General features: G+C 32.5%; 14 protein-coding genes. 7 read left to right on the top strand and 7 right to left on the bottom strand.

Annotation, left to right across the window (positions count from 1 at the left end):
* Positions 1-74: 74 nt before the first annotated feature.
* Entirely contained in the window at positions 75-1445 is a 1371-nt protein-coding gene (locus AAGV33_RS05655) for a DNA recombination protein RmuC (protein ID WP_373390980.1), read from the bottom strand.
* 149 nt (positions 1446-1594) lie between these two features.
* On the opposite strand from AAGV33_RS05655, the gene AAGV33_RS05650 reads away from it, so the two are divergent.
* The 5 genes from AAGV33_RS05650 to AAGV33_RS05630 all read left to right on the top strand — a co-directional run bounded on the left by AAGV33_RS05650 (position 1595) and on the right by AAGV33_RS05630 (position 5238).
* Positions 1595-2005, top strand: a complete 411-nt coding sequence (locus AAGV33_RS05650) for a hypothetical protein (protein WP_373390979.1) — start codon at positions 1595-1597, stop codon at positions 2003-2005.
* Positions 2006-2065: 60 nt separating this feature from the next.
* Positions 2066-2617: an RNA polymerase sigma factor gene (locus AAGV33_RS05645; protein WP_373390978.1), complete on the top strand. Its 552-nt coding sequence runs from the start codon at positions 2066-2068 to the stop codon at positions 2615-2617.
* A gap of 46 nt (positions 2618-2663) precedes the next feature.
* Positions 2664-4076, top strand: a complete 1413-nt coding sequence (locus AAGV33_RS05640) for a hypothetical protein (protein WP_373390977.1) — start codon at positions 2664-2666, stop codon at positions 4074-4076.
* Positions 4077-4141: 65 nt separating this feature from the next.
* Entirely contained in the window at positions 4142-4765 is a 624-nt protein-coding gene (locus AAGV33_RS05635) for a pseudouridine synthase (protein WP_373391032.1), read from the top strand.
* A gap of 14 nt (positions 4766-4779) precedes the next feature.
* Positions 4780-5238 carry a tRNA (cytidine(34)-2'-O)-methyltransferase gene (locus AAGV33_RS05630; RefSeq protein WP_373390976.1) on the top strand — a complete coding sequence of 153 codons (459 nt, stop codon included), beginning with the start codon at positions 4780-4782 and terminating at the stop codon, positions 5236-5238.
* Between the two features lie 103 nt (positions 5239-5341).
* Here AAGV33_RS05630 and AAGV33_RS05625 read toward each other — a convergent pair whose 3' ends face one another.
* From AAGV33_RS05625 to truA, 3 genes are all read right to left on the bottom strand, one after another.
* Complete coding sequence (locus AAGV33_RS05625) at positions 5342-6127, bottom strand: ABC transporter ATP-binding protein (protein WP_373390975.1); 786 nt, start codon at positions 6125-6127, stop codon at positions 5342-5344.
* A gap of 5 nt (positions 6128-6132) precedes the next feature.
* Positions 6133-7887 (bottom strand): ABC transporter ATP-binding protein, encoded by a 1755-nt coding sequence (locus tag AAGV33_RS05620; RefSeq protein ID WP_373390974.1) that lies wholly within the window; start codon positions 7885-7887, stop codon positions 6133-6135.
* Positions 7888-7983: 96 nt separating this feature from the next.
* Entirely contained in the window at positions 7984-8754 is a 771-nt protein-coding gene (gene truA / locus AAGV33_RS05615; RefSeq protein WP_373390973.1) for a tRNA pseudouridine(38-40) synthase TruA, read from the bottom strand.
* A 229-nt stretch (positions 8755-8983) separates the two neighbouring features.
* On the opposite strand from truA, the gene AAGV33_RS05610 reads away from it, so the two are divergent.
* Positions 8984-9481 (top strand): metallophosphoesterase family protein, encoded by a 498-nt coding sequence (locus AAGV33_RS05610; RefSeq protein WP_373390972.1) that lies wholly within the window; start codon positions 8984-8986, stop codon positions 9479-9481.
* Here AAGV33_RS05610 and AAGV33_RS05605 read toward each other — a convergent pair whose 3' ends face one another.
* The 3 genes from AAGV33_RS05605 to AAGV33_RS05595 all read right to left on the bottom strand — a co-directional run bounded on the left by AAGV33_RS05605 (position 9482) and on the right by AAGV33_RS05595 (position 12393).
* Positions 9482-11062, bottom strand: coding sequence for a tetratricopeptide repeat-containing sensor histidine kinase (locus tag AAGV33_RS05605; protein WP_373390971.1), 1581 nt, complete (start codon positions 11060-11062; stop codon positions 9482-9484).
* A 153-nt stretch (positions 11063-11215) separates the two neighbouring features.
* Positions 11216-11878, bottom strand: coding sequence for a response regulator (locus tag AAGV33_RS05600; protein WP_373390970.1), 663 nt, complete (start codon positions 11876-11878; stop codon positions 11216-11218).
* A gap of 101 nt (positions 11879-11979) precedes the next feature.
* Positions 11980-12393 (bottom strand): DUF4293 domain-containing protein, encoded by a 414-nt coding sequence (locus AAGV33_RS05595; protein ID WP_373390969.1) that lies wholly within the window; start codon positions 12391-12393, stop codon positions 11980-11982.
* A 183-nt stretch (positions 12394-12576) separates the two neighbouring features.
* Between AAGV33_RS05595 and rho the strand changes: the two genes are divergently transcribed.
* Positions 12577-14340 (top strand): transcription termination factor Rho, encoded by a 1764-nt coding sequence (gene rho / locus AAGV33_RS05590; protein ID WP_373390968.1) that lies wholly within the window; start codon positions 12577-12579, stop codon positions 14338-14340.
* Positions 14341-14406 lie beyond the last annotated feature (66 nt).

Below are 14406 nucleotides of genomic sequence, written 5' to 3'. Positions count from 1 at the left end.
TCTACTTAAAGTTACGAAAAAAACAGCAAAAAAATCTAATAAAATCAGACTAAATAAATCAAAAAATAAGGTTTCTATTCCATTAAATTAGCGTCGTCTTTGTTTGCTCTGGCAATAATACTTTCGGGAAGTGCTTTTTTTGCTTTTGCTCCCATTTTCTTTAATTTTTCAACTCTTGTAATCAAGTTTCCACTTCCTTCAACCAGTTTATTCATGGCGCCGCTATATTCAATTTTAGTTTCATCAATTTTTTTACCAATTTTAATTAAATCGGCAACAAAACCTTCAAATTTATCATACAAAGCTCCCGCCTGACGTGCAATTTCAACTGCATTTTCTTGCTGTTTTTGATTGGTCCACATACTGTCAATGGTACGTAAAGTGGCTAATAAAGTTGCTGGAGTTACAATCACAATATTTTTTTCAAAAGCTTTATTGTACAATGCGGTGTCTTCGTTTAAGGCAATGGCAAATGCGGGTTCTATTGGGATAAAAAGCAATACAAAATCAGGACTTTCTATTTGGTACAAATCCTGATAACTTTTATTTCCTAATTGCTCCACATGACGTCTAATGGAACTAACGTGTTCTTTTAAATAAGCAATTTTTAAATTATCGTCTTCTTCATTGATGTATTTTTCATAGGCTGTCAAAGAAACTTTAGAGTCAACAATCATCTTTTTTCCGTCGGGTAAATTAATTACAACGTCAGGAAAAACACGATTTCCTTCTTCATTGGAAAAACTTTGTTGCACTTCATATTCACGTCCTTTTTCTAATCCTGATTTTTCCAAAACGCGTTCCAAAACTAATTCGCCCCAGTTTCCTTGCATTTTACTGTCGCCTTTTAAGGCTTTTGTTAAGTTGAGCGTTTCTTTGCTCATTTGAATATTCATTTCGCGTAAGCCCAGAATTTGTTGGCGTAAAGCCGCATGATAATCAATACTTTCTTTATGAGTATCTTCTACTTTCTTTTCAAATAATTGAATTTTATCTTGCAAAGGCGACAAGATGTTCTTCATGTTTTCCTTATTCTGCTCCGTAAATTTATTTGATTTTTCGTCTAAAATCTTATTGGCTAAATTTTCAAACTCTTTGGTGAATTTTTCCTGTAGTTTTTCGACTTCGTCTTTTTGCTCTTTGTTTCTTTCCCAAAGATTATCAAAATCGACTTCTTTTTTCGAAAGTTGGATTGCCAGACTATCTTTTTCGTTTCGAATCGTTTCTTTTTCCTGATTGCTAATAGCCAATTGTTTTTCGAATTGTATTTTTTCATTCGAAAGTTGTTCTCTCAATTGATTGATTTGTGAATTAAATGCAATTAATTTTTCTTCCAAACTTGTTTTTTCGGACAGAAAACGAGCAGAAAAAATCAATTTTCCAATGAAAATACCAATGGCAAGTGCAATGATAAACGAGAATAAAAAAGGAAGTAAATCGAACATAAATAGAGTTTAAAAGTAAAGTAAGCAAAAATAGAGATTAATGCCGATTTTTAATGCTTTTTTATTCGAATGGAATTGCTTTTTTTTAGTTTTCTTGACGCAACCTTTTCTTCTGTTATTAGTCTAGTTAGTATTAAGCAAATAGCATTATGCATAAACTAAGTATTCCTTTTTTAATCTTTTTTGTACTCTTTCTGACTTTTTGTTCGTTGAAAAATGATGAAAATAATACTCAAAATAGACTTGCTATTATGGGAACTTGGCATTGGCAAAAATCCATTGGAGGAATAACTGGAAACGAAATCATTACTCCAAAAAGTACAGGAGTGGATAAGAAATTAGTTTTTGGAACTGATAAAAAAGTTACGGTTTTTACCAATGACGCACAAACAGGACAGTATAATTATACCATAAAAATGGGAAACAGTATTTTTGACAATAAGCAACATTATTTATTAACTTTTAATGAGATGAGTTATGTAATTCAAAATCTTGATGACAAGAATTTGAGTATTCAGGATAATTTTAATGATGGTTATGTTTTGACTTATACAAAGTAATTATAAGTAATAAGAATGTTTTAAATTTGTTAACGTTAAACTGTTTTTAAGAGTTATTTTTTGAAAGAACCATTAGACCATTACATCCAGAAGTGTATCGAAAATGATAGAGGAGGGCAACAAAAGATTTATCAGTTGTTTTCTCCTGTACTGTATGGTCTATGCCTAAAATATATGAAAAACGAAGCCGATGCTCAGGATGTTTTTCAGGAAGCATTTATAATTGTTTTTCAAAAAATAGGCCAATATCGATTTGAAGGCAGTTTTGAAGGTTGGTTGAAGCGTATTTTTATCAATAAATTGATTGAAACGCTGAATAAGAGAAAAAGAGATTTTCTTTTTGTGGATGCAACGTATGAAGAAGATATAGTTGAAGAAGAGGAAGATGTGGATGCGTTTTCGCTGTCACAAGAAAAATTGCTAGAATGCATTCAGCAATTACCAGATCAGTACAGATTAGTTTTTAACTTGTATTTTTTCGAAAAAATGAAACACAAGGAAATTGCTAGTTTGTTGAATATAACAGAAGGTACATCGAAGTCTAATTTGAATCGGGCAAAGAACAATTTGCAAAAGAAAATATTAGAAATTAAGGCTTCAAAAAAGGTATAAAAACAAAATTTAGATTGCAAATATTAAAATGCGATAAGAAGATATTATGAAAAAAGATGACATAGAAAAATTATTTTCTTCGTTGGAAGATTTTTCTAAAACCCCTCCGGATAATTTATGGGCAGGGATTGAAGAGAAATTAGATTTTCCAAAAAGGAAAAAAAGAGCAGCATTCTGGTGGCCATTGGCCGCATGTTTAGTTGTTGGCTTAGGACTTTTAGGAACTTTTTATTTTCATTCGAATTCAGAAAATTCTTTGATAAATGCTCCTATTCAGCAAGGAAATGGAGTGGTGAATCAATCCAGATCTACGGATAGTGTTGTTGAAAAAGATGAAAAAGATGAAAACCATCAGGAAATAGTAATCCCAAACAAAAAAGCTGATAGCCGAGTTGTTAATTCTGATTTATCAGAAAAAGAAAAGGAAAAAGAGAACAATAGAGCTACTATAAAAAGCCCTGTTTTTCATTCGAATAAAGGCCAATTTACAACTACAAATAAAGATGCTCTGGCAACAATGGGAAACAAGAATAATACTATTGTAGAAAATAAATTTGAAAATAAATCGCAAACGGAAATAAAAAATAACGAGCATTTGGTGCAGGAAAATAAAATTGCAGCAACTGGTAAAACCGAAAAAGAGAAACCGCTTGACAATTCTAAAATAAAAGAAAATACAACTACAAGTGATTTAGAAGAAAATGCTTTAGCCGCTTTAGTAAAAGAACAGACAAAAAAAGAAAAAGTAGCTGTGGTCGAAGACAAATGGTCGTTACAGGTATTTGCGGGAGTTAATAGTTCGCAGAATTTAAAAAATCAAAAAACACTGGGAAATACAATTGAATCTCAAAAAGGGCATAGCTATGGGGTAAAAACAAATTACAAACTCAATCGCCGTTGGGCAGTAAGCACAGGTTTGAAAGTAAGTGAGTTGGGGCAGCAAGTAGCTAATGTTTCTTATGTGAATTCGGCTAAAAGTTTGGTGAATATTTCTAAAGAAACTTTAAGTGCACCTCAGGAAAAAGGGGATATTGTTAACAATGCTAATTATCAGTTTATCTCTAATACAAACAATAGCAGTGCTAAGAATATGATAAGTAGTACTTTTTATGAAACGGGTAATTTATCTCAAAAAGTACAATATTTAGAAATGCCAATGGAGATTTCTTATGCTCTTTTAAACAAAGGAAAAGCTCGTATTAATATGAATACGGGTGGATTTGTGGGGAAAGTAATTTCGAATCAAGTATTGCTTAATGATAGCTCGATAGGCGAAAATTCAGATGTTAATGATGTTATTTTTGGAACATTATTCAGCAGTACTTTGCAATACGAATTATTCAAAAAAACAAAAGTATTTGTGGAGCCCGGAATGAATTATTACACACAGCCTGTACAAAATCAGAATTTCAATCAATTTCAATTGATTTTTAATTTTGGTTTGAATGTGTCTTTTTAATTCGTTTCGAAATAGTTTAAGACTGCGCTGATTTGTGTATTTTTGCGCAAATTTCACTTCAAGCCATGTCGCATCAGCATTTTATTCTTCATAAACCGTATGGTTATTTGAGTCAATTTATATACGAATTGAAACGAAAAAAGAAACTGCTGGGTGAGTTGCACCCTTTTCCTGAAGGAACAATGGCTATCGGACGTTTAGATGAAGATTCGGAAGGCTTATTGTTGCTTACCACCGATGGAAAAGTGAGTGAACAAATTCGTTCCAAAAAAGTTGATAAAGAATATTATGTTCAGGTGGATGGAATTATTTCCCAAGAAGCCATTGATAACATAAAAAAAGGAGTCGAAATAGGTTTTAATGGAACTAAATACATTACCAAACCTTGTGAAGCCCAATTAATTTCAGAAGTTCCTAACTTTGGAGAAAGAGGTAAAAAAATCCGTGATGAACGTCATGGACCCACTTCCTGGGCATCGATAACGGTCAATGAAGGAAAGTTTCGTCAAGTGCGAAAAATGACTGCTGCTGTTGGATTTCCTACGTTGCGTTTAGTGCGTGTTCGAATAGGAAATGTACATTTGAATGACTTACAATCAGGAGAAGTGATTGAGGTTCAGAATTTCAATGGCAATAGCAATGACAATATCAATGGCAATTTCAATGAAAATAGACAAATAACCGAATAAACAAATCAATAAGAATGTTAAACATTGTTTTAGTAGAACCTGAAATCCCAAATAATACTGGAAATATTGGTCGTTTGTGTGTAGGAACCGAAAGTCGTTTGCATCTGATTCATCCGTTTGGGTTTGTTATCAACGATAAAAACCTGAAACGTTCTGGTTTGGATTATTGGGTACACCTTGATGTAACCGAATATCAAAATGTAGCCGAATGGATAACGCAAATTCCAGATCAATCCCGTGTTTTTATGATGAGTTCTCATGCTGAGAAATCCTATTTAGAAACTGAATTTCAGGATGGAGACTGGTTGGTTTTTGGTAAAGAAAGTGTAGGATTAAGCCAAGAATTTTTGGCATTGTTTGATAAAAATAATCAACTAAAAATCCCAATGTCTTCTTTAATCAGAAGTTTTAATATTGCTAATTCAGTGGCTTTTGTAGTTGGTGAAGCGAAAAGGCAGATTTTTTTGAAGTAATCAGTATTCAGTTAGCAGAATTTAGATTTTAGAAAATAGAATTTAGAAAACAGATTTTAGAAAATCTTAGTGTTCTTTGCGAAAAACTTTGTGCCCTTTGTGGTTAAGAAATTACAAATTTTCCTTTTGTAGCATCAAAAACAATATGTTCGTCTTTAAACAAGGTATTGAAACTTCCTTTTGAAATAAAATTACAGGGTTCATCTTGAACAACCGTTTCGGGAGTCATGATAATCATTTCATCACTCAATTGAATAGCCATATCAATATCGTGAGTAGAAAACAGGATGCATTTTTGGGTTTCCTGAGTGAGTTTTTTCAAAAGTTTGAACAAGGCTACTTTATGTAGTAGATCCAAATGTGTCGTGGGTTCGTCTAAAATAATAAGCGGTGTATCCTGTGCCAAAGCTCTTGCTACCAATACTTTTTGCAATTGTCCATCGCTAATTTCGTAATGTTTTTTGGAAGCCAAATGTTCAATTTGTGTCAGCGCTAAAGCCTGATTTACTTTTTCGATGTCTTCATCGGCTAAGGTGCCAATCCAATTCGTATAAGGTTGTCTGCCTAAGGCGACTAGTTCAAAAACCGTTAGATTACTCGGTGGTAATTTTTCGGTTAATACTAGACTTAGGTTTTTGGCTAAAGCCAAAGCATTCATTTCGTGAATATTTTTTTCGTTCAAAAATACCGTTCCGGAAATTGTTTTTTGAATTCCAGTAATGGTGCGTAATAAAGTCGATTTTCCAATACCATTCGCACCAACTAAAGCAATGAGTTTTCCTTTTTGTAAGGTCAAATTAATATTAGAAGCAACAGTGTTTTGTTCTTTTTTATGAATGTAGCCAATGCTAATTTTTTGGGCTTGTAATATGATGTTGGAAGTACTCATTTTGATTATTCTACCAATGAAAATTGAGAATCGTATAGGTTTTTATAGAAACCAGATTCTTTATTAATCAGTTCTTGGTGTTTGCCTTCTTCAACAATTAAACCTTTGTCCATGACCACAATTTTATCTGCATTTACAATGGTTGCCAATCGATGCGCAATAACAATCGAAGTTCGTCCTTTAGTAATAGTTTCGGTAGCACGCTGAATTAATTCTTCCGAATAGGTATCAATAGAGGAAGTGGCTTCGTCCAAAATCAAAATACTTGGATTACTCACATAAGCTCTTAAAAAAGCAATTAATTGACGTTGTCCGGAAGACAACATGACACCGCGCTCTTTTACATCAAAATCATAATTATCAGGTAAACTCATGATAAAATTATGAACACCTATTTCTTTTGCGGCAGCATAAACATCTTCTCGGGTAATTTCAGGATTGTTTAGTGTAATATTATTATAAATAGTATCAGCAAATAAGAATACATCCTGCAATACAATAGCAATTTGTTTTCTTAACGAACTCAACGTGTAGTTTTCAATGTTTTCGTTATCAATACAAATAGTACCACTTTTTATTTCGTAAAAACGATTCAATAAGTTGATAATGGTTGATTTTCCTGCCCCAGTAGAACCTACAATAGCTATAGTTTCACCCGAATTAACGTTTAAATTGATGCCTTTAATGACTTCTTCGTCCTGAATATAACTGAAATGAACGCTTTTAAAAGTAATGTTTCCATCAAAAACAGGCGCTTCAACTTTTCCTGTATCCTGAATTTGATCTTGTGTATCAATAATTTCAAAAACTCGGTTGGCAGCAATCATCCCCAGTTGCATCTCGTTGAACTTATCTGCAATTTGGCGTAAAGGATTGAACAACATTCCGATGAACATCGTGTACGAAAACAAATCTCCAAAAGTGGTAAAATTATCGCCATTTAGAATTTTGATTCCTCCGTATAATACAATAAATCCCAGTGTCAGCGACGAAATAATATCGGCAATAGGGAAGAAGATGGAGTTATAAAGAATGGTTTTTATCCAGGCATTTTGGTGCTTTTCATTAATATCTTTAAATTTTTCCGATTCGATTTCTTCCCGGTTGAACAATTGTACAATCTTCATTCCAGTAACACGTTCTTGTACAAAGGTGTTCATATTGGCAATTTGCGTTCGTACTTCTTCAAAAGCAACTTGCATTTTGCGTTGGAAAATTCGAGTAATAAAAACTAAAATTGGCATTGCTACAATTACAATCCACGTCAGTTTCCAGTTCATGTAAAACATAAAAATAAGCACGACAAACATTTTCATTAAGTCACTGATGATCATGAATAAACCCTGGCTGAAAATTCGGGCAATGGACTCAATATCAGAAACCGAACGAGTTACGAGTTGGCCAACAGGAACCAAATCAAAATATTTCATTCGGAAACTTAAAATGTGTTTGAACAATTTAATTCGAATGTCTTTTACAATATCTTGTCCCAACCAGTTTGCCCAATACACAAAATAAAATTGTGAAAAAACCTCTAGCAAAAGTACTATTCCCATCAAACTGATGTACAGTAAAAGTCCGTTAGCATTTTCGGTTTGAATGTAATCGTCAACCGTTTGTTTCAATAAATACGGGCGTAAAGCCGCAAAAAGGGATAAGGAAATGGCGAAAATAACCACGCCATTAAAACGCCATTGGTAGGGCTTTGTATATTGTAATATTCGTTTGAATAATCGTGTGTCGAATGCTTTTGCTTTCATTTTTTTATTTTAGTCCTTTTTTAGTCCTTAGTCCATAGTTTTTAGTCCTTAGTATTTATTTGTGAAATGAATTTACTAAGGACTAGGAACTAAGTACTAATCATCTAGATAAGGATATTCAATTTTAGTCAGATACAATCCGTGTGCTGGTACTGAAAAACCGGCTTTATTTCTACTTTTACTTTCGATAATAGCGTTAAAATCGGCTAATGTTATTTTGTGTAAACCAATATTGACCAATGTTCCCACAATAGAACGCACCATATTTCTCAAAAACCGATTAGCAGAAATGGTGAAAATCAGTTTGTTTCCTTCTTTTTCAGCTCCGCTCTGTTCGGTTTCGCCTCGAGTCCAATAGGCCTCAAAAATAGTACAATCAAACGTATTTACATCAGTATTTACCTTAGAGAAACTTTGAAAATCAGTGTGATTGAATAATAATTTGGCTGCTTGATTCATCAAATCCACATCCAAATCCTGAGTGAAATACCAACTTTGTTCTTGTAAAAAAGCATCTTTAAAAAGATGAATATGGTATTCGTAAGTTCTCTTAGTAGCATCAAAACGAGTATGCGCTTCGCTGTCTACTGGGAAAATTTGATAAATAACAATGTCTTTTGGAAGATAGGAATTGAGTTTATGAACTAATTTTGGAATATCAAAAGGATTTTCAAAATCAAAATGAGCATACATTTCTCTAGCATGAACGCCAGTATCTGTACGTCCAGCACCCATCAAGTTGATCTCAGAATTTAACAAAACCGAAAAAGCTTTATTCAGTGTTTCCTGTACCGAAGCGGCGTTAGGCTGAATTTGCCAACCATGATAAGCGGTTCCGTTGTAGGCTAATTTTATAAAATATCTCAAGTTTTTAATCTCAAAGTTTCAGAATTTCAAATGTACAAAAAAGAAGCTAAGGTACTGAGTTGCTAAGATACTAAGTTTTTGTTAAGAGATGGCTGATGACACATTTGATAACAGGACATTCGGTTTTAAAAGTTTTCGCTGATTTTTACCTAAAACTTTGAAATCATCTTTTTTTGAACCTAAGAAAAACCTAAGTAACTTAGCATCCGAGAATCTTAGACTCAAAAAAATGAAAAAAATCCTTTTACTTTCAGACACCCACAGTCATATTGACGATACCATTTTAAAATATGTTCAACAAGCAGATGAGGTTTGGCATGCTGGAGATATTGGTGATTTGAAAGTAACGGATACTTTAAAAAAACTTAAACCATTGCGAGCTGTTTATGGTAATATTGATGATGCTCAGGCGCGTTTAGAATTTCCGTTGCACAATCGTTTTATGTGCGAAGATGTTTCGGTTTGGATTACACATATTGGCGGCTATCCTGGAAAATACAATCCAAATATAAAGGCTGAAATGACGGCAAATCCTCCTAAGTTGTTTATTTGCGGCCATTCGCATATTTTAAAAGTAATGTTCGATAAAAAACATCAACTTTTACACATGAATCCTGGTGCTTGCGGGAAAAGTGGTTTTCATCAAGTGCGTACGATGTTGCGATTTGTAATTGAAGGCGATAAAATTAAGGATCTGGAAATTATAGAAATTGAAAAAAGAGTTTGATTAAACTGCAGGTTTTGCTTTATATTCAATAGGAGCAATTATTTTAATTGTAGTTCCTTGTTTTGGTTTCGAAATTACCGTAAACTTTCCCTCCATTGTATTGATGCGGGCTTTAATTTGGTTCAAACCAAAACCTTCAATCGTTGGGTATTGCTTGATTTCAAAACCAACTCCATTGTCTTCTACCAGAATATGAAGTTCTGAATTGATTTCTTTCAAATTTATTTTAGCAATACTGGCTTGACTGTGTTTGATAATGTTATTTAATAATTCGCTAATTATAAAATACATTTTCATCTCATAATCCTCATTATAACGTGTTTCGGCAGAAACATCACTCGAATATTCGAAAAATATATTCGAATTAGAGTTCATTTCGCATAAATCGTTCAGCGCATAAAACAATCCAAAACGTGCCAATAAAGAAGGTAAAAGTTGGTGTGATAAGTCACGAATTTTATAATGAGTTTGTATTAAAATAGCTTTTGTTTTTGTGATTTCTACCGAATCATTATTGTTTTTTGTAGAAAAAATAGTCAAATGTAAAGCTGCCGAAGAGAGTAATGCACTAATGTTGTCATGTAGAAATGAGGCGATTTTTTTTCGTTCCATTTCCTGTCCGTTTATCGAAGCTGTAATTATATTTTCTTGAATTTTACTCTCGATATTTTTGAGTTTATTGGTCTGTTTTAGTTGTTTGTTTTGAAAATGAAAATAGGAAAATACAATAATTAAAAGCAAAATAGATATAATGACAATGCTAATTAGTTTGTTTTTAGATTGTTTTTCTAATAAGATTTGTTGATCTGATTTATACTTCGTTTTGATGTCATCAATTTCTCTTTTGTATTCGTCAATTTCAAGATTGATTCCGGCAATGTTGAGTTTTTTTAATTTTTCCTCGGTGTTCAATTCATCTGTAATTTGGTTGTAAGCATGAAGATTTTCATAGGCTTTTTTATAATTTTTGATTTTGAATAAAAACTTAGAATACTCTTGATGGCTAAATGATAAATCCGATTTTTCATTGCCATTTTTCCCTAATTTGATGGCTTTTTCAAAATAAAAAGTAGCTCTTTTTGTGTTGTTTAGATGTGCATGATACATTCCGTTTAGCATATTTAATGCTACGATGATAGATTCATCTTCGTATTTTTTATAGTGTTTATTGATGTAATTTAAGTAAGGAAGTCCCAAATTAAATTTTCCAATATCAAAATAAGCCCATGTAATATTGAGTTTCGTAAAAGCAATTTCGGAAGAATCGGCAATTTTTATACTGTACTCTAGTGATTTTTTATAATAGTAAATCCCTTTGGAATATTCTCTTTTATCAAAACAATAGATGTTTCCTAAGTTGTTGCTTATCCAGTTTTTTAGATGATAATTATTGGTTTTATTAGCATAAATAATTGCTTTTTTATAATAGAATAAGGCTTTTTCGGATTCGGCTAATTGATCAAAATTAGCAGCAATGTTGTTGTAAGATAATGCAATTAGGTTGTCATCTTTTAAGCTAATTGCTTTACGTAAAGTATGGCGAGAAAGAATTAATGATTTTTCGTAATTCTCAGCTCTCATTAATTTAGTTGCTTCTTGTGTTAGAGCTGTAATTTTATTTAGTTCTGAACTTTTTGTTTGGGAAAACAATAAATTCGTACTACAAATAAGGAGCACTAATAATAAGCTGTAAATGCGTTGGTAAAGCATAATGAAATTTAAGATGACTATAATTTAAGGATTAATCAAATTGTTTTTCAAAGCAAATTTGACTAAGCTAATGGTGTTTTTAGCTTTTAATTTTTTTAGAATATTTTTTCGATGTGTTTCTACCGTATTAGAACTGATGAAAAGTTTTTCAGAAATTTCTTTACCACTATATTCTAACGCTATTAAAGTGATAATTTCTATTTCCCGACCTGTTAATTGGTATTCGGGATCAATGATTGTTCTGTTTAATTTTGGACTTTTCTTAGTTGCCGATGTAAATATGGTTTCTCGCACCTGATTGCAAAAATATTCTTCACCAGTACTTACAACTTGTAGGGCTTCAACAATATTTTCTCCAGCGCATTGTTTAGTCAAATAACCGCTAGCACCTAATTTCATGACTTCTTTGATTAGTTTAATATCGTCATAAGTAGAAAGTACAATCACTTTGCACGGAAAACCTTTTTTATGAAATTCTTTCAGTACTTCAATACCATCTTTTTCAGGCATACTGATATCTAAAACTAAAATATCTGTAGCATTGTTAGTTACTTCTTCATAAAGTGCGGTTCCTTTTAAAGAAAAGCCTACCACATTAAAGTTAGGAATTGAATTCAATAAAGTACGCATGCCATCAATAAGTACTTTATGATCGTCGGCTAGGTGAATTCGTATTGTGGTTTTCATAATTACATTCTAATATTCCCAAATGTATAAAAAAAATAACACAAAAAAACCCGAATTTTCATTCGGGTTTCCTTCGCACTAATAAATTAAAATTTATAGGTTTACCTCAATCGGTCCACAGATTTTACAAGATCTTCATCCTTTTTGATCGCTTTATTAGCTAAAACTAACGCTGCGATAGCAATAATAGGTAGAAACATCCCAATACCTTTCTCAGAAACTACAAGGGCTTCTCCAGATAAATTTAGTGAATGATATAAAAACAATCCTAATAAAATCAAATTTAATATGATATTCAATCTGCCAATGACAAATTGATTTTGTCTTTTCTTATAGGATAAAATGCTCAATACTGAAAGAGTAGTACTCAATCCAAACAAAACAGCATAAATTTGGTTTTCCATAAAAAAGTATGATTTGCCGTCACTCAAAGTCCATAGAGGAAATATAAAAGGCAAAACTCCTGTAATTATAAAAGCAATAAATAAATATATTGTTTGAATTCGTTGTATCATTTTCTATTCATATTGTTCTACAAAAATATATTTTCTTTTTTTAAAATACTATTGTATGATTAAATTTTATTCGTATTATTGCAATACAATACCGTAAGCACTTCATACTGCGGTGAATTCAAAGTGAAAAATACACCCAATCTTTTCAAGATTCCCCAATTTAATTAAATTCATAGAACATTCATGTTTGATATTTCTGCATTAAAAGAAATGAAGCTTTCTGAGCTTCAACAAATAGCTAAGGCTGCTAAAACAATAAAATTCAACGGTGTAAAAAAAGATGCCTTAATTGCAAGTATTTTGGATTTTCAAAATGCTACTGCATCCTCTACTGTAGTTGAAGAAAAGGCGATATCAGCTAATGTTGATGATAAGTCTAAAAGAACACGCATTGTTCCCGTAAAAAAACAAGCGGCTCCAAAAAAGCCAAATGTTTCTAACAATAAAGAAGAACAATTAGAACAAAATAAGGCTGAAAAACTTGATTTTCCTAAGGAAACCATTGCAGATGGAGAATTAAAACAACAAAAAGAGGAAGCAAGTCAAGAAGCTGCAACTGAAAAAGCGAAGGTGGTAAAATTTAACAAAGCCACTTACGAAAAGAAAATTGCTTTAAAAAAGAATAAAGAAACTACAGATGAAAATTCTGTTGCTGTAGAAGCAAAACAAGAGGAGGCAGCTACTGAAGTTGTTGTTCCTGCTGCTCCGCAAAAGAAAATCAATCCGAATCAACAAAACAAGCAGAATCAGAATCCAAATCAAAACGGAAATCAGAACCAAAATCCTAATTTTAAAAACAAGAAAAATAATTTTAGAGACTCTGACTTTGAATTTGATGGAATCATTGAGAGCGAAGGAGTTCTTGAAATGATGCCTGATGGTTATGGTTTTTTGCGTTCTTCAGATTATAATTATTTAGCTTCTCCAGATGATATTTATTTGTCAACGTCACAAATTAGATTATTTGGTTTAAAAACAGGAGATACTGTAAAAGGAGTGGTAAGACCTCCAAAAGAAGGAGAAAAATTTTTCCCTCTAGTTCGTGTTCTTAAAATTAACGGACACGATCCACAAGTTGTTAGAGACCGAATTTCATTCGAACATTTAACACCTGTATTCCCGTCAGAAAAATTCAAATTAGCCGAAAGAGAAAGTACGATTTCAACTCGAATTATCGATTTGTTTTCTCCAATAGGAAAAGGACAACGTGGTATGATTGTAGCCCAGCCAAAAACGGGTAAAACCATGTTGTTGAAAGAAATAGCAAATGCCATCGCAGCCAATCATCCCGAAGTTTATCTTATTGTTTTATTGATTGATGAACGTCCTGAAGAGGTAACTGATATGCAACGTTCTGTGCGTGGTGAAGTAATTGCATCAACATTTGACAGAGAGCCGCAAGAGCACGTTAAAATTGCTAATATTGTTCTTGAAAAATCAAAACGTTTGGTAGAATGTGGTCATGATGTAGTAATTCTGTTAGATTCTATTACGCGTTTGGCAAGAGCTTACAATACCGTACAACCTGCTTCAGGAAAAGTATTGAGTGGAGGTGTTGATGCTAATGCGCTGCAAAAACCAAAACGTTTTTTTGGAGCGGCTCGTAATGTAGAAAAAGGTGGTTCTTTGAGTATTATTGCTACCGCTTTGACTGAAACAGGTTCAAAAATGGATGAGGTAATTTTCGAAGAATTCAAAGGAACAGGTAATATGGAGTTGCAATTAGATAGAAAAATTGCCAACAAACGTATCTTCCCGGCTATTGATTTGACTTCATCAAGCACCAGAAGAGATGATTTACTTCTCGATAAAGATACGCTACAAAGAATGTGGATTATGAGAAAATACCTTTCTGATATGAATCCAGTTGAAGCAATGGAATTTATCAATGATCGATTCAAGAAAACTAGAAATAATGAGGAGTTCTTGATTTCAATGAACGACTAATTCAGTTTGCAGTGTTCAGAAGGCAGAATTCAGAATTCTGTAAAATATATAAAAAAAGCGATTTTC

Origin of the sequence: Flavobacterium magnesitis, assembly GCF_041729735.1 — a bacterium.
Taxonomy (GTDB): domain Bacteria; phylum Bacteroidota; class Bacteroidia; order Flavobacteriales; family Flavobacteriaceae; genus Flavobacterium; species Flavobacterium magnesitis.
This window is presented reverse-complemented; position numbering and strand designations above follow the sequence as displayed.